The following is an 18,655-nucleotide window of genomic DNA, read 5'->3' on the forward strand; positions in this document are numbered from 1 at the left end:
TGCGGCGATTGTCACTGGTCGCTCATTGCATTTATGGTTACACCCGAATCCGTTACCGTTTCCCTCTCCACCTTCACCCTGATCGCCCTGGCGGAGATCGGTGACAAGAGCCAACTGGTCTGCATGACGCTGGCCGCGCGGCACCGCCACTGGCCGGTTATCCTCGGGGCGTCGCTGGCCTTCGTGGTGCTCAATCTGCTGGCGGTGCTGTTCGGTGCCGGGGTGGCGGCCTGGGTGCCGGAACGGCTGATGGCCGGGATCGTAGCGCTGCTGTTCGGCGGCTTCGGCATCCATGCGCTGATGAGCCGGGAGTCGGACGATGACGAGGCGGTAGCCGAGCGGCCGGGACACGGCATTTTTTTCACCACCCTGCTGCTGATCCTGGTGGCCGAATTCGGCGACAAGACACAGATCGCGGTGGCGGGGCTGGCCGGCAGCCTGGCGCCGCTGCCGGTGTGGCTCGGTGCCACCACCGCACTGGTGCTGGTCTCGGCGCTCGGAGTTTGGGCCGGACGTACTTTGCTGCAGCGCCTGCCGCTGCACTGGCTGCACCGCATCGGCGGGGCGATCTTCCTGCTGTTCGGACTACTGGCCGCCTGGCGGGCGCTGATGGCGGGGTAATCCCGTCCCCCACAGGCGACGGCAGGGGGGTGCCCTGTGGCCGGCGGACTTAGGGCCCGGGCAAGGCAGGACAATCACCCCGTGAGTAGTTACCTTGCGCGAGCCCTCACCGGTGTGCTGCAAGCGGCTTGGCGTGGCGGTGGAACAGGGAGTAGACGGCCGGGATCAGCACCAGGGTGATTAGAGTGGAGACACTGAGCCCGCCGATCACCGCCCGCGCCAGCGGCGCCTGGGCATCGGCGCCCTCGCCGATACCGAACGCCAGCGGCAGCAGCGCCAGGATGGTGGTCAGGGTGGTCATCAGCACCGGCCGTAGACGGCGCCGTCCCGCCTCGGCCAGCGCCGCGTCGGTAGCCAACCCCGAGCGGCGCAGCCGGCCGGCCTGGTCCACCAGCAGGATGGCATTGTTGACCACGATTCCGCCGAGCATGATGCAGCCGATGGCCGACTGCAGATTCAGGGTGGTGTCGGTGAGGAACAGGGTGAGCAGGACGCCGATGGCCGCCAGCGGCACCGACAGCATCACCACCAGCGGATCGCCCAGTGATTCATACTGGGAGGCCAGCACCATGTAGACCAGCAGCAGCGCCAGCAGCAGGGAGACCAGCAGTTCGCCAAAAGCCTTCTGCTGCTCTTCGAAGTTGCCGGCGATCAGCAGGTCATAGCCCATGGGGCGCGGGATCTGGTTGAGCCGGGTCTGAATATCGGCGGCCACCGAACCCAGGTCCCGATCCGCCACGTTGGCGGTGACGGTGATCAGCCGCTGCTGGTCCTTGCGCTCGATGGTGGCCGGGCCCTCGCCCGGGGCGGTCTCCACCAGATTGCGCAGCACCACCAGCTCACCGCCGGGAGTGCGCAGGGTCAGGTCGAGGATCTCTTCCAGGGAGCGCTTTTCCGCATCCTCCAGTTGCACCAGGATCCGGTAGGAGTTCCCCTCGACGCGGAATTCGCCCGCCCGGGAACCGGCCACGGCGGTTTCGATCGCCTGGGTCACGTCGCGCACGCTGAGTCCCAGGTCGCTGATCTTGTCCCGTTTGACATGGATCTCCTGCTGTGGGATGCCCGCTTCGCGACTCAGCTCCACATCGGTCACACCGCTGACGTCGGCGACGGCCGAGGAGACCTGTTGTGCCAGCAGGGCGAGGGTGTCCAGGTCGAATCCGCGCACCTCCACCGTGACGCCCTCCACGCTCGCCAGCAGGCGTTCCAGCAGGAACTGTCCCTGGGGTGCGCGCACCCGGATCTTCAAGCCGGGGATCCGGTTCTCCAGCTGGCGGCGCAGGTCATTGGCGATCTCCTGGTTGGAACGGTCGCGTTGGGTGGCCGGCCGCAGGGAAAGGCGGATCTCGGCGATCGCCCTGGAGCTGCCCCGGGAGCCCGAGGTGACGATGCTGACCACCGAGGAGACGCTTTCCGGGACCGCGGCGTAGACGATCTCCTCCATCAATCGGCTCTGTCGGTCGATCAGGCCCAGACGGGTACCCACCTCCATCTCGCCGCTGATACGGACCTCGCCCTCATCGCTGGGCGGCATGAACTCGGTGCCGATCCAGGGTGCCAGAAACAGGCTGGCGACGAACAGTAACAGCGCCAGGAGTACGGTGACCAGGCGCAGGTGCAGCACCCGCGCCAGCAGGTCGCGATAGCCGTTCTCCATCGCCTCGAAACCGGCCCCGGCACGGGCCGCCAGGCGGGCCCGCCAGCCGGTCCCGCTGGCCACCGGATGTTGTTTGAGCAGCCGCGAACCGAGCATCGGCACCAGGCTCAGGGAGACCAGCAGGGAGCAGAACAGGGCGAACATGACCACATAGGCGAGTTCCTTGAACAGCACCCCGGAAACCCCGCGCACGAAGATCAGCGGCAGGAAGATCACCAGGGTGGTGACGGTACCGGCGACCACCGCCGAGGCCACTTCTCCGGTCCCCTTGATGGCCGCCGCCGTGGGAGAGTCGGCGGTCTCCTGCTGGCGCCGGAAGATGTTCTCCAGCACCACCACCGAGCTGTCCACCATCATGCCCACACCCAGTGCCAGGCCGCCCAGGGTCATCAGATTGAGGGTGAAGCCGCCGAAGTAGAGCAGGCCGAAGGTGGCGAGCATGGAGATCGGGATGGCCAGGGAGATCACCAGAGTACTGCGCAGGTTGCGCAGGAAGAACAGCAGAACCAGGATCGCCAGGGAGCCGCCGTACAGCACCGACCGGGCCACGTTGGCAATGGCACGCTCGATGAAGTTTCCCTGATTGATCACCGGGGTGATGTGGATCTGCGGGAAGGCCAGGTTGACCGCCGCCACCTCCTGCAGCACCCGGCGCGCCACCTCTACGGTATTTGCGCCGGACTGCTTGCGGATGGCGACGCGCACCCCCTGTTCGCCGTTGACGCGGATGACGCGGGTCGGTTTTTCATAGGTGTCGCGGACCCGCGCGATCTGGCCGAGGGTGATCACCGCCCCCTCGCGCTGGGCCACCACGGTATCGCGAATCTGCTCCAGATCGATAAACTCGGCCGGGGCGCGCAGCGTGACCTGATAGCGTCCCTGTTCTATCTTGCCGGCCGGCAGGTCGAGGTTGGCATCGCGGATGGTCGACAGCATGTCGTTCAGGGGCAGGCCCAGGGCGTTGAGCTTGGCCGGGTCCAGTTCCACCCGCACCTCGCGGTTGAAGCCGCCCCACGGGTCCACCTGGGCCACGCCCGGCACGCGGGCGAAACGGTAGCGGATCTGCTGCTCGATGATCTGGGTGAGTTCCACCGGGTCCAGTTTGCTGGAGATGCCCAGGATCACCACCGGATAGCTGTCGACGTCGAATTTGCTCACCCGGGGTCCGACAACGTCGTCGGGCAACTCGCTGACCTCATCCTCCAGGGTGGCTTGTACCTCGACCGCCGTGTTGTCGATATCGGTGCCCCAGCCGAAGCTGACCCTCACCCGGCTGTTGCCCTCGTAAGAGTTGGAGGTCATCTCCTCCACCCCCGGCACGGTGGCGATGATCTCTTCCACGATCTGGGTCACCAGCCGTTCCATGACCATCGGATCGGCCCCTTCATATTCGGTGCGGACGGTGAGGGTGGGTAGCTCTATGCTGGGCAACAGGTCGATCTGCAGGCGGCTCAGGGCCACGGAACCCAGCACCACCACGATCAACGCCAGCATGCTGGTGAAGACGGGACGGCGTACGCTTGCCCGGGCCAGGTTCATGGACGGGTACCCGTGGCTTCCCGGGCGATGCGGATAGGGGAACCGTCATCCAGCAGTTGCTGGCCCAGGACCACCACCTGTCCCGTGAGTGGCTCACCCGTGACTTGCACCCGGCTGCCTTGCTGAATGCCAAGCGTCACCGGTCGCCAGTTGACTGTTTCGCCATCAGTGGAGACGACAAACACACCGCTCCTGCCATCCCGGGTAATCAGCGCCTGTTCCGGAATGATAACGGCGTCGTCCGCCTGCTCCAGGGTCACCGTGACGCGCACAAACATGCCCGGTTTGAGTCTCAGCAGGGGGTTTGTAACCCGCAGTTCCACCTGCGCCTGGCGGGTGCTTTCACGAAACACCGGGGAGATGCGAACTACGGTACCGCTAAAGGATTCGCCCGGGTAAGCGTCGGTTGTCAGGTTGGCGCTCTGACCCTGTTGCAGCAAGGCGTAATCCCGTTCGGTGACAAAGAACACCACGGTGATCGGGTCGAGTTCCACGATGCGCAGCAGCGGGGTATTGGCGCTGACGGTTTCTCCTTCATCGACATAGCGCTCCGCTACCACCCGCTGTTCGCTGTCGCCACGCCAACTGGCGGTGACCGTGGTATAGCCGAGCCGGATGCGGGCACCTTCCAGCGCCGACTCTGCCCTGGTGACCTGCGCCCGGGTCACCTCCACGTGAACCTGTTTTGTCAGCTGGTCGGCCTTGGCGGCATCGCTCTGGGACTCGGAACTGACGCCACGCTGACGCAGCTTGTCTATCCGTTGCAGTTCACGCTCGGCTATTTTCAGCTGGCTCTGCGCCTCGGCCAGGTTGGCCCGCGCCACCGCCAGCTCCGCCTCTGCCTGGCGCACCAACTGCACATATTCATCATTGTCCAGCTGTGCCACCACCTGGCCGGGGGAGACCAGGTCGGCCAGATCCACGTTCAGCTGCTCTATGCGGCCGCTGACCTTGGGGGCCACCACGGTCTCGGTCTGTGCCTGAAGGGTGCCGGAGAAGGTACGCTGCTGCTGGATGCTGTCCTGTTGAACCGATGCCACCTCGACCGGAATTGGCCGGGTCGCCATGTCGCGCGAGGAGAATTTTTGGCCGGATTCCAACAGCCGCTGATAGACCTGCCAGCCGAGCGCGGCAGACAGGATCAATACCATCAGTATAAAAAAACCGCTTTTTTTTCCCATGGGGTCTTGCACCGGCAGCGTGTTGATAGGTGGCACAGAGGTCTACGCGGAGTTTATAGGAAAATGAAGACCGCCGAAGCCCCTCAGAAAGAATCGCTCGCTGCCGGTACCTCGACGATCGTCACCATGCCCCGCGCTGCCGTGCTACCGGGATTGTGATAGTTGTGATGGATGTTGCCGCGGAAATGGGCACTGTCACCCCGCTTCAGTGCGATTCGCTCTCCGGCCACCTCCAGGGTGACCGCTCCCTCGAGGATGAAGAGGTACTCCTCGCTTCCCGGGGGGTGGGGCTTGCCGATGTAGCTGGCTCCGGCCGCCAGGGTGAACAGTTGCTGGCTGTAGGCGGGGTTGCCCAGAGGGGAGACGGTGGTGGCGCGGTAGTTGCCGTCACCCGATTCGACCCGGCCCATGTCCGCGTGGTGGATCACCTCCACCCGGTCGTGCTGTTTCTCCAGCAGGTCATCAATGGTGCAGTGGAGCGCCACCGCGATCTTGTGGACGGCCGCCAGGCTGGGGTTGGACTCATCCTTCTCGATGGTCGCCAGGGTGGCACGGGGGATGTTGGCGCTGTCGGCCAGTTGTTGCTGAGTGATCTTGCGCCGGGCGCGTATCTCGCGGATCCGGTTACCGACCAGGTTGGTGATCATGGGACAGACCTCTATGCCCGAAAGGACAACATGAAAACATTAATGTTGCCATTTTGTTTTTTTTGTTGACAGAAGGCAAGTCACTAGACAGAATAACAACATAAATGATGATGTAAGAGATATTTTAAGCGTAACCAATCACTTGTCAGACCGGGTGAGTAGTTACTTTTAAGCACAAATACCCAAGCAGTAGATTCACAGAGGAATTAAGCCATGCCAGTAGTCAACCGCTATATCGATATCGATCAGGTAGAAAAAGAGGCCAAGAAAGACTATATCGATCGCCATTCTCCCTTCATCCACTGTGCCGCCAGCGCCAGCAAGGGCGAGGTGTTCAGCGTCACCGTGCGCATGGGCAATGAATATGCCCATCCGGATGACCATGATCACTACATCCGTTCGGTGCAGCTCTACAACGGCCAGACCCTGCTGGCGGAAGCCAGTTTTCCGCCCGGTACCCTGGGCGGGGAGGGGGCCAAGGGGAACGCCGAGGTGACGTTTAATGTCGTACCCAGTGGTAGCCGGCTGAAACTGAGCGCCATGGCCTACTGCACCAAGCACGGCCTGTGGGAGAGCAATCCGGTGGAAGTGGCTGTCGCCTGATCACCTCCCGGAATCCTGGGCGGTGTCTGTGAGCACCGCCCCTTAACTGCTACAAAACCAACCGATACCCGGAGATTTTTATAATGAGTGTACTCGTTACCAAGCCCGCCCCCGATTTCACCGCCACCGCCGTGATGCCGGACAACGCCTTCGCGGAGATTTCTCTCTCCAGCTACAAGGGCAAGTATGTGGTGTTGTTCTTCTATCCGCTGGACTTCACCTTTGTCTGTCCGTCCGAGCTGATCGCCTTTGATCACCGCCTGGAGGAGTTCAAGAAGCGCAATGTGGAGGTGATCGGCGTCTCGGTGGATTCACACTTCTCACATTTGGCGTGGAAGAATACCGCCATCAACAACGGCGGCATTGGCAACGTTCAATACCCGCTGGTGGCCGATATTTCCAAGGAGATCACCAACGCCTACGATCTGAACACCGGTCCCGGCATCGCCCTGCGTGGCTCGTTCCTGATCGACCGCGAGGGCGTGGTACAGCATCAGGTGGTCAACAACCTGCCGCTGGGACGCAATATCGACGAGATGCTGCGCATGGTGGATGCATTGCAGTTCACCGAGGAGCACGGCGAGGTCTGCCCGGCCGGCTGGCAGCAGGGCCAGGCGGGTATGAAGGGCTCCACCGAGGGAGTGGCTGAGTACCTGGCCGAGCACGCCAAATCCCTGTAACCCAAGCCGCCTGTCCCCGGGGCTTCTCCAGCGAGAGGTCCCGGGATTCACTCCGCCCCCCCTTATCATTAGTACCACTTCAATTTGATAAAGTACTTTTGTAGGTTGGCCAAGCCGGTAGGCGCATGCCATCATCAGGTCCGTAAACGGTACATTGCATCCTCGGCTCCGTTATCGGTACATCCCTGTACCACTCCTCACCGCGGCAATGATGGATGCGCTGTCACTTATCCACCCTACGAAACTGAATCAGCTTTACCCGGCAATATTAAATTGGATGCTTACAAGCAAGCTTCCCTCACGGGAGCGGCTCTGCCGGTTTTTCCCGGCGCCGTGATCGCCAAAAAACCCCGCGAAACCGCACAAGGAAACCGATGATGCAACCCGCGCACTCGTGTCCTGGCTCCCGGAAGAGAAGCCGATGAACCTACCCGATCTACTCGAAGGGCGGCTGCTCAGGCGCTACAAGCGCTTTCTGGCTGATGTCCGGCTTGCCGATGGCAGCGAGGTGACCGCGCACTGCCCCAACACCGGGTCGATGAAAAATTGTGCCGAGCCGGGAAGTCGCGTTTGGCTGCTTGACGTCAACTCACCGCAACGCAAACTGAGATACCGTTGGGAACTGGTGGAGGTGGCGCAGCGCTATCTGGCCTGCATCAATACCGGCCGGGCCAATGCCCTGGTTCGGGAGGCGATCATCGACCGCCGGATAGAGGCCCTGCGTGGCTACGCTACGGTGCTGAGTGAACGGCCGTATGGCGATGAGGGGAGCCGGATCGACCTGCTGTTGACGGAACCCGGTCTGCCTGACTGCTATATCGAGGTAAAAAACGTGACCCTGCTGGTGGGGGAGGGGCTGGGTATCTTTCCCGATGCCGTGACGGCGCGGGGTCGCAAACATTTGCGGGAGTTGATGGGCGTGGTGCGGCAGGGGGCAAGAGGGGTGTTGTTCTTTAATGTGGCCCACAGCGGTATCGAGAGAATTGAACCGGCCTGGGAAATCGATCCGGCCTATGCCGAGACCCTGGCCGAGGCACTGGATGCCGGAGTTGAGGTGCTGGCCCATGGTGTCGACATCAGCCCAGGCCACCTGTGTGTGGGGCGTCCGCTGCCTTTCAGGTTGGGGGGTATTAATATGAATAACCCGGGGAATAATATCGGCCTTATCTAATATGATATTTCATTGATGTAGGTCATTTCCCGCACATGGTCTATAAATATGTTATTAAACAATAGTTTATAGAGATAAAAATGCTGACAAAGCGCAGATTGGAGCTTGACAAATATCACTACTGGGTGTCTTATAGCCCCAATTTTTGCGAATAACCTGACTGATTGTCCGGTTTGAATATCAGTACCTGGTAATTTTTTTTAACTTTGTAAAAATAAGGGGGGTTCATGGACGCCGTAGCTGAACAGAAGTACGACCTGGGTGTTGTACGCTGGTTCACCGTCATGGCTGCAGTCTACTTGTTGGTAGGCGCTCTAGTCGGGGTGTATATCGCCTCAGAGTTGGCTTGGCCGGTGCTTAATTTCGATTTACCGTATATCACCTTCGGACGTCTGCGTCCGTTACATACCAACGCAGTGATTTTTGCCTTTGGCGGCTGCGTTCTCATGGCAACAGCCTTCTATTCGGTACAGCGCACCTGCGGCGTCCGTCTCTGGAGCAACAAGCTGGCCTGGTTCACCTTTATCGGCTGGAACCTGATCATCGTTTCGGCGGTTATCACCCTGCCGCTGGGTATCACCCAGGGTAAGGAGTACGCCGAGCTGGAGTGGCCGATCGATATCGCCATTGCCGTGGTATGGCTCTCCTACGCCATCAACTTCATCATGACCCTGGCCAACCGCAAGAGTTCGCACATCTACGTGTCGAACTGGTTCTTCCTCGGCATGATGGTGATGATCACTTACCTGCATGTGGTCAACAGCCTGGCCATTCCGGTCGGCCTGTTCTCGTCCTACTCGATCTTCTCGGGCGTGCAGGATGCGATGATCCAGTGGTGGTGGGGGCACAACGCCGTAGGTTTCTACCTGACCGCCGGCTTCCTCGGTATCATGTACTACTTCGTTCCCAAGCAGGCGGGTCGCCCCGTTTACTCCTACCGTTTGTCGGTGATCCACTTCTGGGCCCTGATGTTCGGTTATGTCTGGCTGGGTGCGCACCACCTGCAATACACCGCCCTGCCTGACTGGACCGGCTCGCTCGGTGCGGCCATCTCGCTTGCCATGATCATCCCCTCCTGGGGTGGCGCGGTGAACGGCATGATGACCCTCTCGGGTGCCTGGGACAAACTGCGTACCGATTATGTTCTGCGGTTCCTGATCATGTCCCTGGCCTTCTACGCCATGTCCACCTTTGAAGGGCCGGTGATGTCGATCAAGACCGTCAACGCGCTCTCCCATTACACGGACTGGACTGTTGGTCATGTGCATTCCGGTGCCCTGGGTTGGGTTGCCATGGTGGGTATCGGTGCCATCTACCATCTGATGGTCAACGTATTCCATGTGCAGATGTGGTCGGTAAAACTGATCAATGCACACTTCTGGACTGCCACCATCGGCACCGTGATCTATATCGTGGCCATGTGGGTATCCGGCATCATGCAGGGTCTGATGTGGCGCGCTTATGACGAGTACGGCACCCTGGCCTATACCTTCGCAGAGTCTGTTGAAGCGATGCACCCCTACTATGCCATGCGCGCCGTCGGCGGCATGGTCTTCCTGGCGGGTGCGGCGCTCATGGTGTTCAACATCATCATGACCGTAATACAGGCCAACGCTCAGGGCAGTGTGCGGCAGGCACGCTCCGTAACCGCTGCAGCGTCTGCATAAGGGGAGTTTAAAAAATGGCAATGCAAGAGAAAATGGAAAGAAACGTCTGGGGCCTGCTGATTGTGCTCGCCCTGGCACTCAGTGTGGGTGGTATTGTTGAGATCGTGCCGCTGTTCTATCTGGACAGCACCATGGAGCACAACAAAAACCCCGAGATCGTCTGGCAACGGCAGGCGGGTCAGGCCCTGGCCACCCACCAGCCGGGAGATGGCATGCGTCCTTACAGCGCGCTGGAGCTGGCCGGTCGTAAGGTCTACATCCGCGAAGGCTGCTATCTCTGTCACTCGCAGATGGTGCGTCCCTTCCGTGATGAGAAGGAGCGTTATGGCCACTACTCGCTGGCGTCCGAGTCTATGTACGACCACCCCTTCCAGTGGGGCTCCAAGCGTACTGGTCCGGATGTCGCCAGACTGGGTGGCAAATACTCCGATGACTGGCATCGCAAGCACCTGCGGGCACCCCGCTCCGTGGTACCCGAGTCGGTGATGCCCAACTATCCGTGGCTGCAGCACGCGGTGCTGGACGGTGCAACCGTGCAGTCCCATATGCGCGGCATGCAGCGAGTCGGTGTTCCCTATACCGAAGCGGATATCGAGGCGGCCCCGGAACTGTTGAGGGATAAGAGCGAAGAGGATGCGGTAGTCGCTTTCCTTCAGGTGCTCGGAACCATGGTCAAGCTGGACGAAAGCAAGGTCTACCGTGAATAGTCTCAAAGACTATTTCTCTATGGACTTTCAGGCGATGACCACCAACGACTGGGTGGGTACCATCCTTACCGTGGTCATCTTCCTGCTGATGCTTGGTCTTTATGTTTATGTCTTGCGTCCGAAGAAACGGGACCACTTCGAAAAACAGAAGCATATCCCGATGGATGACGAACAGATAAATAGCGGAGATAAAAATGGCGGATAACAATCCATTTCCTGGTGAAAACAATACCGGACATATTTGGGACGATAATCTGCGGGAGCTGGATAACCCGCCTCCACGCTGGTGGATGATCGCCTTCTGGGCCTCCATTATCTGGGTGGCGGGCTACGGGATCCTCTATCCCATGATTCCCGGTCTGACCGGTTACACAAAGGGGATTATGGGCTGGACCCAGATCGGCGAGTACCAGGAAGGCGTTGCCGAAGTTGAGAAGGTTCGCGGCGAGTTCGAGGCGCAGCTGCAAGGGATGACAGCCAAGGAGATCCTGGCCAATGAAGGGCTCTCCAGCTATACCATCGCCTCGGCAAAGGTGCTGTTCGGTGACAACTGCGCGGCCTGCCACGGCTCCAACGGTCAGGGTGGTCCCGGTTTCCCGGTGATCGCCGATGACGACTGGCTGTATGGTGGCGCCGTGGAAACCATCGAGCAGACCATCACCAACGGGCGGATGGGCGTCATGCCCGCACACGCCAAGCTGTTGAGCGAGGGCGAGGTCGACAAGCTGGCAGCGGCGGTGATGTCCGGTAATCCGGCCGCGGAACCGCTGTACATGGAGAAGGCGTGTTTCGCCTGCCACGGACCCGACGGTAGAGGCATGCAGGCACTGGGTTCCGCCAATCTGACCGACGCCGTCTGGCGCTTTAACGAAGCGGATCAGCAAGCCAGCGTCAAGCAGACCATCCGGCACGGTGTCAACGACACCTCCGATCCCATGAGCCGGGCGGCGGTGATGCCCAAGTTTGGCGACCGTCTGTCGGCGAATGAGATCAAGAAACTGGCGGTCTACGTGTACAAGCTGGGCGGTGGTCAGTAAGTCAGTGTGTCAAACCCGCCGCGCGGTGATCGCTCTCCGTGCGGCGGGAACTTAGGATCTGTCCATAAATAGCTATCGCATCTTGCTGGTCTTTTCGTCCACCTTCGGCGTTACGGCAAGACTTACATAAAATGACTATGCGCGCCTTGCCGTTCCTTGAAGGCAAACGAAAATCCGGCGCAATATGCGGTAGTTATTTCTTACCAGATCCTTACAGTTAATCTGTATCTGGGGAGGTATATGATGAATGTGGATACCGTAGTGATTGGATCCGCGGTTACCGTGGTACTTTGTGTGGTGATCGTGGGGTATATCGGCTTCAAGGTAAAGGCACTGATCAACAAGGATGCGAAAAGCCACAAGGAGTAACCCTCTATTTCATAAGTATATAAAAAAGGGGGGTGAACCCCCTTTTTTAATGGTGATATAATACGCCGCTGATATTGACAAATCGCATTTTTTTCGCCCCGCCCTTTCAGTAAACTGATACCCGATAAGTTGCGATTGATTGACGCATGGTTATGGGATATGCGTGGCAGTTCCCGCATGGTTTTAGAGGAGTGATTCCGTTGAGCGACAATCCACAATCAAGGCATGATGCTGTAGTCGATGAATTGTACGCGGAGGCGGTACACTGGGAAATCAATACCGGGGAAGAGACGATCCACGCGAAACGGGTTCCCGGCAAGTGGCGAATCTTGAAGTGGCTGGCGAGTCTGGTGTGGGTGCCGTTCTTTCTGGGACCCTACCTGCGCTGGGATGACCGTCAGGCGATTCTGTTTGACATCCCCAACCGCCAGTTTCATCTGCTGGGCATCACCATCCTGCCGCAGGATTTCTGGATGCTCTCCCTGCTGCTGCTGTTCTTTGCCATTCTGCTGGCGGTGGTGACCGCCCTGGCGGGCCGCGTTTGGTGTGGTTTTTTCTGCTTTCAGACGGTATGGACCGACGTGTTCACCTGGCTGGAAGAAAAGCTGGAAGGTCCGCCGCAAAAACGCAAGAAGCTGGACCAGGGGGCACTGACCTTCACCAAGGTGAGGATCAAGGTGACCAAACACACCCTGTGGCTGGTGATCGGAGCGCTGACCGGCATCTCTTTCGTGGCCTGGTTCACCGACGCCTACCAGCTCTGGGTCGACCTGTTCAGATTCAACCTGGGTGCCACCGCGGTGGTGACCATCCTGCTATTTATCGCCGGCACCTATGTCCTGGCCGGATACCTCCGGGAGCAGGCCTGCTTCTGGCTCTGTCCCTACGCCCGCATCCAGGGCGTGATGGTGGATAACACAACCGCCGTCCCTACCTATGATTTCCATCGCGGTGAGCCGCGTGGGCGGGTGAAGAAGGGGGGCGGTGAGGCGCAACGCACGACCGGCGACTGTGTCGACTGTAATCAGTGTGTGGCGGTCTGCCCCACAGGTGTGGATATCCGCCAGGGTCAGCAGGAGGGGTGTATCACCTGCGCCCTCTGTATTGACGCCTGCGACGCGGTGATGGAAAAACTGGACAGACCCAAAGGCCTGATCCGTTATGAATCGCTGGATGTGTTGAATGGCAAGGAGGAGCGGCCGCTGTATAAACGCCCCAGGGTCTGGGTCTACAGTTTGGTGCTGTTGCTGTCGCTGACCGGTATCGGCTACGGCATGGCGACCCTGGATGCGATCGAGATCAAGGTGATCCATTCCCGGCAGCCGCTGTATGTATTGCAGAGTGACGGCTCTATTCAGAACAAGTACACCATTAAAGTACTCAACAAGCTGACAGAGGATCTGCAGGTGACCATCACCGCTCCGGATGTTGAAGGGCTGGTGCTGGTGGGTGCGGATGAACCGGTGACGGCGCGTAAGGGCATGGTGACGGCCCGGACAGTGTTCGTGCGTATCCCACGTGAAAAAATAACCGCGGAGTCTCAACCGATGGTGTTTTTTGCCGAGACCACTGACAGCAGTGGTGAATTGCTGGTGAGTAAACGGGAGAGCGTATTCATCGCACCCAGGTAGTTAGTGGTGATGGCGCGCTAGAAATGGGAAAAACGTAACGGCTGCGGCGGTACTCGGGCGAGTGCCCGGGGTTCTGCCGCATGAGGTTCAAATGATCGAGATGACCGAGATGATCGAAAAACAGTCTCCCTGGCGCAACCCCTGGGTTCAGGGCTGGATCGGCTTGCTGGTGGTGTTCCTGGCTGCCAATATGGTGATGGTTTATCTGGCCGTGACCAGCGCCCCGGGCCTGGTGGTGGATGATTACTATGAGCGTGGTCAGGACTACGAAAATAACATGCTCAAGCGGCAGGCGCGAAACCCCGGCTGGCAGATGAAGGTCATTGCGCCGGAGCGTGTGGATGTGGCCATACCGGCACGCTATGGGGTCAGGATTACCGGCAAGGACGGCTACCCTGTGACGCCTGAGTCGGTTACGTTCTACGCCTACCGGCCTGCCGATGCCCAACAGGACTTCTCTGTCCCCATGCAGGTAACCGACTCCGGTGTGTATGAAGCCGATATCAGCTTTCCCATCCTGGGTGTGTGGGATATCCTTATCAGCGCAAAGCATGGGGACGATGAATACAATCTGTCGCACAGGGTAAGCGCGGGAGTCAATTGAGTCTGAAACCGTGTTTTCACTGCACCCTGCCGGTCCCGGCGGATGCGGAAGTGGTGTCGCCGATCAAGGGCGAGCAACGCAGCTTCTGCTGTATCGGCTGCAAATCGGTCTGTGAAGCGATTTATTCCGCCGGTCTTGAAGGGTTTTATCAGCGCATGTATGACGGTACGGCGCTGGCACCGCCGCCTGATCTGCCCAGGGAGCTGGCCCTCTACGACCTGGATGAGGTGCAGGAGGAGTTTGTCGACAGCCTGGGCGAGACCCGGGAGATCCATCTCCTGGTGGAGGGCATCCACTGTGCCGCCTGTGTCTGGTTGATCGAACACTCACTGCTGAATCTCGCCGGTGTCAGTCAGGCACGGGTCAACCTCTCCGGGCGTCGCTTGCATGTGGTCTGGGATAACGGCCGCCTGAAACTCTCGTCCATCATCCGCCGCCTGGGGCAGATCGGTTATGCCGCCGTTCCTTACGATCCCGACGCCGCGGAGGATCGCCTGAGGCGTGAGAACCGACATCTGCTCTATCGCATGGGCTTTGCCGGATTCACCATGATGAACCTGCTGTGGATCTCCATCGCGCTGTATAGCGGTGCCGACAGGGGAGAATTCCGCGGCCTGTTTCAGTGGGTCGGTTTCGCCCTGGCGACGCCGACCCTGGTCTATTCGGGCTATCCGTTCTTCAGGGGCGCCTGGTCCGGCATCCGCCATCTCCATCTGGGCATGGATGTGCCGATTGCCATCGGCGCCGGCATCACCTATCTCTACTCGACCTACGTGATGCTGAGTGGCTCGGTCACCGGCGAGGTCTATTATGACACGGTGGTCAATTTTATCTTTGTGATCCTGGTCGGGCGCTATCTGGAGGCGATATCCAAGCGTCAGGCGGTGGCCTCGACCCAGCGGCTGCTGGATCTGCAGCCGCGGGTGGCCACGCTGCTGTCGGATGCGGGGGAAAAAGTGGTCCCTATCCGCTCGGTGAAACAGGGTGACCGGGTGTTGGTCAGACCCGGTGAGCGTATCCCGGTCGATGGGGTGGTGTTGCAGGGGCAGAGCGCGGTGGATGAGGGGATGCTGACCGGCGAGTCGGTCCCGGTAGCGAAATCGCCCATGATGCCGGTCTCGGCCGGCACCATCAACGGACACGGTGCATTGCAGGTCGAGGTGACCGGCCTGCTGAAGGATAGCGCCCTCGGGCGCATCATCCGCCTGGTGGAGGAGGCGCAGGCGAGCAAGGCGCCGATCCAGTGTGTGGCGGATCGGATCGTGCCCTGGTTTGTCGCCATCACCATCGGCCTGGCCACGGCCACTTTCTTCTGGTGGCTGGATACCGATTTCGAGATCGCCTTGATGGCGGCGACGGCCGTGCTGATCATTACCTGTCCCTGCGCCTTTGGTCTGGCGACGCCCATGTCCATTGCGGTCGCCACCGGCCTGGGGGCACGCCACGGCATCCTGATCAGAAACGGCGACGTGCTGGAGCGTTTCTCATCCATCGATCATTTTGTGTTCGATAAAACGGGCACGTTGACGGAAGGGGCGATGCGGGTCACCGCGATCGGGAGCGGGACCTCGGAATGGCACCCGGGCGAACCGGTTAATGCGGAGATACACCAGCTGCTGGGGCAGCTCCTGGCGGTTGAGCAGTTCTCGGAACACCCGGTGGCGGCGGCCCTGACGGCGTGTGCCGAGTCGATCGGTTGGAAACCGCAACAGTTTAAGGTGGAGGATTTCGTCAACCGGCCCGGTTATGGTGTCTCGGCCCTGGTCGAGGGTGCGGCGGTTGTGGTCGGCAATGCCGCCTGGCTGCGCGAGCACGGTGTCACACCCGATCCCACCCACCGGCAACTGGCCGAGCGTCTGGACCGGAGCGGCAGCGGTTCTCTGCACTGTGCGGTGAACGGGGTGGAGGTTGCCCTGATCGGCGTGGAGGACCCGCTGCGGAAGGATGCGGCGGCACTGGTGGCCGATCTAAAACGTGAGGGCATGGCGCTCACCATGCTCAGCGGCGACCGCCAGGTAACGGCGGAGGCGATCGCCGACCGTCTGGGCGGCATGCCGGTGATTGCCGAGGTGCTGCCGGAGCAGAAGGATCAGGTGATTGACCGGCTGCAACGGAACGAGCACCGGGTGGCGATGGTGGGTGACGGGGTCAACGACGCCCCGGCACTGGTGCGGGCCGATGTGGGCATAGCGCTGGGTTCGGGTACCGATGTCTCCATCGCCAGTGCCGATATTGTGCTGATGAGCAGTGAATTGGATAAGGTGCGGCTGGCCTCGTCACTGTCCCGGCGGACCTTGCGCACCATTCGCCAGAATATCGCTATCTCCATCGCGTATAATCTGATTATGGTGCCGCTGGCGATGTCGGCATTGGTGACGCCACTGGTGGCTGCCATCTCGATGCCGATCAGCTCACTGCTGGTGATCGGGAATGCGGCGCGCATTCGCACCCTGTTCAAGGGCAGGCAATAATCCCGGAATAATGGCCGACTATAAGGGCTCGCGCAAAAATAAGTTTCGGTATTCGGTCGCCACTGGACCCCGCCGGCGGCGATACGCTTTTTGGCAAGGGAGCGGCCATTGCCTGCAAAGCGTGCCTTGCCGGCGTGGCCCAGTAACGCTCTCGGTACTACGAAATTATTCTTGCGCGAGCCCTAACGCAACTGGAGAAGCTGGATGGATGTGATCTACGGTTTGATTCCCGGCATGCTGATCCTCGGCCTGGTGGGGGTGGTGATTTTCTTCTGGGCCGCCAAAAGTGGGCAGTTCGAGGACCTGGAAGGAGAGGCCAATCGCATCCTGATGGATGAGGACCTGACTGAAACCCGGACTGAAATCAACACCTCCCCGGCGGAGGATGAGGAAGCGACGGACGGCACTCCGAACAAAACGGATAAACCAGCGGATAGCGCCTGATGTTGATACTTTTCATGCCGTACAGCGGACTCGCCCATGAACCTGAATGATCCGTTCGGACGCGTGCAACAGAAGCAGCAGCGCAGTTATGACTCCCTGCGACGCTCGCTGCTGGAGGCGGGGGTGAATACCCGTGCCGCTGCCGAGTCCGTGCTGCGCGACCTGATACGGCGCGCCGTGGTGGTAACGCTGATAACCGCGGCGGTGCTGCTGGTGCTGCCGCAGATGGGCGCGGCGGCGCTGATGCTGGCGTTTGTCATCCTCTTCTGGCTGCTGGCGACGACCATCAATGGCTACAGCCTGGTGAGGCGTTTCATCCGTGAGGAGTTATCCGGCCCGACATGATATTGCACGGTGTAACTACTCACCCGGTCTGTAAGTGATTGGCCTGCCTTGCCGGCCTCACACGATGGCGTGTCTCCTCGAATCCGGCCCCATTTTCAGCGCCTGCCCAAGCCGCTCCCGGCCATCCATGGCCTCCGCGGCATAAGTCCATCCCTGGACAAAACTCGCTTCGCTCAAACAAGGGCAGGCTTGAATCTGAAAAAGGGGCCGGATTCGAGGCGTCATCAAGATCGGCCAACAAGGCAGGCCAATCACCCCGTGAGTAGTTACTGCACGGTTACAGTTGGCCGGACTCCGACCCAGTGGCGCCTGATTCATTTTGTAGCGGCTTCAGCACCCGGTCGAAATCTGCCGGGTTGACATACTGAAACACCTCTTTCCCTTCGGGATTGACGGCAATGTCGAGACCCTTCGCCGGATAGAGCCAGTGTATTACCGGCGCGTCCGGTTCCGCTATCCTGCTTTCCGGTTCACCAAAACGAGTGCTGATCAGCGCCTCATCCAGATCGGCGCCGGGTATATAGGTAATGACGGCGATCTTCTCCCGGGTCAGTGCCTCCATGTCGCTGCTGGAGAGTTCCACCTTTTTGGTGCCACTGCCCATGTTGCTGATCCGTTCGCCCTGAGCGAACATCCGCGCCGCCGTACGCTCCGGGAGATCCAGGGTGAGCACGACATCGGCCTTGAGGCCGCTGAGATAGATGCGCTGGAAATAGACCTCGACCATATAACGGCTGTCCGGGGTCAGGAAGAGGTTGGCCTTGCCCTGGGACTGGAAGCTTTGACGGGCCTGCGCCAGGTCGCTTCTGCCCAGTTCGATCCCGAATACACTGAGCGTGCCCTGGTCATCCAGCCGCAGATTCCACGGCAGTTTGGGGTCCTCGTCGACGGTGCGCCCGCCCGGCAGCAGGATCGCCGCGGCCAGGGCGATCAGGGTCACTGCCAATATGCTAAGAATGATTTTGCGTTCCACCTATTGTACCTGCTTATGGACGGCTGTCATTGACTCAACAACAGGCTGAATATCCGTGGGGCGTTGTGAATTGTCATGTCGACCAACCACATCGGGCTGTTATTCTAACCGACAATGGTTGCGGATAATATGGGGTTGCGGTTATGGGTAATACACTCTGGTTTATCAGCCTGCTGAAGGATCATCCCTGGGCTGGTTTTCTGATCGGTTTTGCCTTTGTCACGGTCATGTTCGGGTCGAAGAATCTGATCGTCTACTTCTACTCCCGCTCCCAGGAGAAACAGCACAACAAGCCGAAATGAGGCTGG

At 60.0% G+C, this 18,655-nt stretch carries 19 protein-coding genes; 15 read left to right on the forward strand and 4 right to left on the reverse strand.

Annotated elements, in window-relative coordinates:
- Positions 1-33 precede the first annotated feature (33 nt).
- Positions 34-621, forward strand: a complete 588-nt coding sequence (locus NPX02_RS07355) for a TMEM165/GDT1 family protein (RefSeq protein ID WP_260292835.1) — start codon at positions 34-36, stop codon at positions 619-621.
- A gap of 106 nt (positions 622-727) precedes the next feature.
- On the opposite strand, the gene NPX02_RS07360 is transcribed toward NPX02_RS07355, so the two are convergent.
- The 3 genes from NPX02_RS07360 to NPX02_RS07370 form a co-directional block, all read right to left on the reverse strand.
- Complete coding sequence (locus tag NPX02_RS07360; protein WP_260292836.1) at positions 728-3,817, reverse strand: efflux RND transporter permease subunit; 3,090 nt, start codon at positions 3,815-3,817, stop codon at positions 728-730.
- The gene (locus NPX02_RS07365) at positions 3,814-4,998 is read right to left on the reverse strand and encodes an efflux RND transporter periplasmic adaptor subunit (RefSeq protein ID WP_260292837.1); all 1,185 of its coding nucleotides are present in this window, start codon (positions 4,996-4,998) and stop codon (positions 3,814-3,816) included. The genes NPX02_RS07360 and NPX02_RS07365 overlap by 4 nt, the downstream gene beginning before the upstream one ends.
- An 83-nt stretch (positions 4,999-5,081) precedes the next feature.
- A complete protein-coding gene (locus tag NPX02_RS07370) occupies positions 5,082-5,645 on the reverse strand; it encodes an XRE family transcriptional regulator (protein ID WP_260292838.1) in 564 nt (187 codons plus the stop codon).
- A gap of 213 nt (positions 5,646-5,858) precedes the next feature.
- Between NPX02_RS07370 and NPX02_RS07375 the strand changes: the two genes are divergently transcribed.
- From NPX02_RS07375 to NPX02_RS07435, 13 genes are all read left to right on the forward strand, one after another.
- Complete coding sequence (locus NPX02_RS07375; RefSeq protein ID WP_260292839.1) at positions 5,859-6,248, forward strand: class II SORL domain-containing protein; 390 nt, start codon at positions 5,859-5,861, stop codon at positions 6,246-6,248.
- Positions 6,249-6,331: 83 nt separating this feature from the next.
- Complete coding sequence (locus NPX02_RS07380; protein WP_260292840.1) at positions 6,332-6,928, forward strand: peroxiredoxin; 597 nt, start codon at positions 6,332-6,334, stop codon at positions 6,926-6,928.
- 421 nt (positions 6,929-7,349) lie between these two features.
- Complete coding sequence (gene sfsA, locus NPX02_RS07385; protein ID WP_260292841.1) at positions 7,350-8,099, forward strand: DNA/RNA nuclease SfsA; 750 nt, start codon at positions 7,350-7,352, stop codon at positions 8,097-8,099.
- A gap of 227 nt (positions 8,100-8,326) precedes the next feature.
- Entirely contained in the window at positions 8,327-9,766 is a 1,440-nt protein-coding gene (ccoN, locus tag NPX02_RS07390) for a cytochrome-c oxidase, cbb3-type subunit I (protein WP_260292842.1), read from the forward strand.
- A gap of 14 nt (positions 9,767-9,780) precedes the next feature.
- Complete coding sequence (ccoO, locus tag NPX02_RS07395) at positions 9,781-10,473, forward strand: cytochrome-c oxidase, cbb3-type subunit II (RefSeq protein ID WP_260292843.1); 693 nt, start codon at positions 9,781-9,783, stop codon at positions 10,471-10,473.
- Entirely contained in the window at positions 10,466-10,678 is a 213-nt protein-coding gene (locus NPX02_RS07400) for a cbb3-type cytochrome c oxidase subunit 3 (protein ID WP_260292844.1), read from the forward strand. Before ccoO ends, NPX02_RS07400 begins: the two co-directional genes overlap by 8 nt.
- On the forward strand, positions 10,668-11,510 hold the full coding sequence (gene ccoP, locus NPX02_RS07405) for a cytochrome-c oxidase, cbb3-type subunit III (RefSeq protein WP_260292845.1): 843 nt from the start codon (positions 10,668-10,670) through the stop codon (positions 11,508-11,510). The genes NPX02_RS07400 and ccoP overlap by 11 nt, the downstream gene beginning before the upstream one ends.
- Positions 11,511-11,753: 243 nt before the next feature.
- Positions 11,754-11,879, forward strand: coding sequence for a hypothetical protein (locus NPX02_RS07410; protein WP_260292847.1), 126 nt, complete (start codon positions 11,754-11,756; stop codon positions 11,877-11,879).
- Between the two features lie 200 nt (positions 11,880-12,079).
- Complete coding sequence (gene ccoG, locus NPX02_RS07415) at positions 12,080-13,510, forward strand: cytochrome c oxidase accessory protein CcoG (RefSeq protein WP_260292848.1); 1,431 nt, start codon at positions 12,080-12,082, stop codon at positions 13,508-13,510.
- 91 nt (positions 13,511-13,601) lie between these two features.
- On the forward strand, positions 13,602-14,114 hold the full coding sequence (locus NPX02_RS07420; RefSeq protein WP_260292849.1) for a FixH family protein: 513 nt from the start codon (positions 13,602-13,604) through the stop codon (positions 14,112-14,114).
- Entirely contained in the window at positions 14,111-16,585 is a 2,475-nt protein-coding gene (locus NPX02_RS07425; protein ID WP_260292850.1) for a heavy metal translocating P-type ATPase, read from the forward strand. The genes NPX02_RS07420 and NPX02_RS07425 overlap by 4 nt, the downstream gene beginning before the upstream one ends.
- 204 nt (positions 16,586-16,789) lie before the next feature.
- The gene (gene ccoS / locus NPX02_RS07430) at positions 16,790-17,029 is read left to right on the forward strand and encodes a cbb3-type cytochrome oxidase assembly protein CcoS (protein WP_260292851.1); all 240 of its coding nucleotides are present in this window, start codon (positions 16,790-16,792) and stop codon (positions 17,027-17,029) included.
- A 36-nt stretch (positions 17,030-17,065) separates the two neighbouring features.
- Positions 17,066-17,374, forward strand: coding sequence for a hypothetical protein (locus NPX02_RS07435; RefSeq protein WP_260292852.1), 309 nt, complete (start codon positions 17,066-17,068; stop codon positions 17,372-17,374).
- A 277-nt stretch (positions 17,375-17,651) separates the two neighbouring features.
- Here the strand turns inward: NPX02_RS07435 and NPX02_RS07440 are convergent, their stop codons facing one another.
- Positions 17,652-18,347, reverse strand: a complete 696-nt coding sequence (locus tag NPX02_RS07440; protein WP_260292853.1) for a hypothetical protein — start codon at positions 18,345-18,347, stop codon at positions 17,652-17,654.
- A gap of 143 nt (positions 18,348-18,490) precedes the next feature.
- Here NPX02_RS07440 and NPX02_RS07445 point away from each other — a divergent pair, with 143 nt between their 5' ends.
- On the forward strand, positions 18,491-18,649 hold the full coding sequence (locus tag NPX02_RS07445; RefSeq protein ID WP_260292854.1) for a hypothetical protein: 159 nt from the start codon (positions 18,491-18,493) through the stop codon (positions 18,647-18,649).
- The last annotated feature ends 6 nt before the right edge of the window (positions 18,650-18,655 follow it).

The sequence above is a fragment of the Sedimenticola hydrogenitrophicus genome, assembly GCF_025175675.1.
Classification (GTDB): domain Bacteria; phylum Pseudomonadota; class Gammaproteobacteria; order Chromatiales; family Chromatiaceae; genus Sedimenticola; species Sedimenticola hydrogenitrophicus.

Excerpts from the sequence above, each read along its gene's own strand:
- NPX02_RS07410 (WP_260292847.1), top strand. The coding sequence starts at position 11,754 with ATGAATGTGGATACCGTAGTGATTGGATCCGCGGTTACCGTGGTACTT.
- NPX02_RS07360 (WP_260292836.1), bottom strand. The coding sequence starts at position 3,817 with ATGAACCTGGCCCGGGCAAGCGTACGCCGTCCCGTCTTCACCAGCATG.
- NPX02_RS07420 (WP_260292849.1), top strand. The coding sequence starts at position 13,602 with ATGATCGAGATGACCGAGATGATCGAAAAACAGTCTCCCTGGCGCAAC.
- NPX02_RS07370 (WP_260292838.1), bottom strand. The coding sequence starts at position 5,645 with ATGATCACCAACCTGGTCGGTAACCGGATCCGCGAGATACGCGCCCGG.
- NPX02_RS07445 (WP_260292854.1), top strand. The coding sequence starts at position 18,491 with ATGGGTAATACACTCTGGTTTATCAGCCTGCTGAAGGATCATCCCTGG.
- ccoO (WP_260292843.1), top strand. The coding sequence starts at position 9,781 with ATGGCAATGCAAGAGAAAATGGAAAGAAACGTCTGGGGCCTGCTGATT.
- sfsA (WP_260292841.1), top strand. The coding sequence starts at position 7,350 with ATGAACCTACCCGATCTACTCGAAGGGCGGCTGCTCAGGCGCTACAAG.
- ccoP (WP_260292845.1), top strand. The coding sequence starts at position 10,668 with ATGGCGGATAACAATCCATTTCCTGGTGAAAACAATACCGGACATATT.
- ccoS (WP_260292851.1), top strand. The coding sequence starts at position 16,790 with ATGGATGTGATCTACGGTTTGATTCCCGGCATGCTGATCCTCGGCCTG.
- NPX02_RS07380 (WP_260292840.1), top strand. The coding sequence starts at position 6,332 with ATGAGTGTACTCGTTACCAAGCCCGCCCCCGATTTCACCGCCACCGCC.
- NPX02_RS07355 (WP_260292835.1), top strand. The coding sequence starts at position 34 with ATGGTTACACCCGAATCCGTTACCGTTTCCCTCTCCACCTTCACCCTG.
- NPX02_RS07375 (WP_260292839.1), top strand. The coding sequence starts at position 5,859 with ATGCCAGTAGTCAACCGCTATATCGATATCGATCAGGTAGAAAAAGAG.
- ccoN (WP_260292842.1), top strand. The coding sequence starts at position 8,327 with ATGGACGCCGTAGCTGAACAGAAGTACGACCTGGGTGTTGTACGCTGG.
- NPX02_RS07365 (WP_260292837.1), bottom strand. The coding sequence starts at position 4,998 with ATGGGAAAAAAAAGCGGTTTTTTTATACTGATGGTATTGATCCTGTCT.
- NPX02_RS07435 (WP_260292852.1), top strand. The coding sequence starts at position 17,066 with ATGAACCTGAATGATCCGTTCGGACGCGTGCAACAGAAGCAGCAGCGC.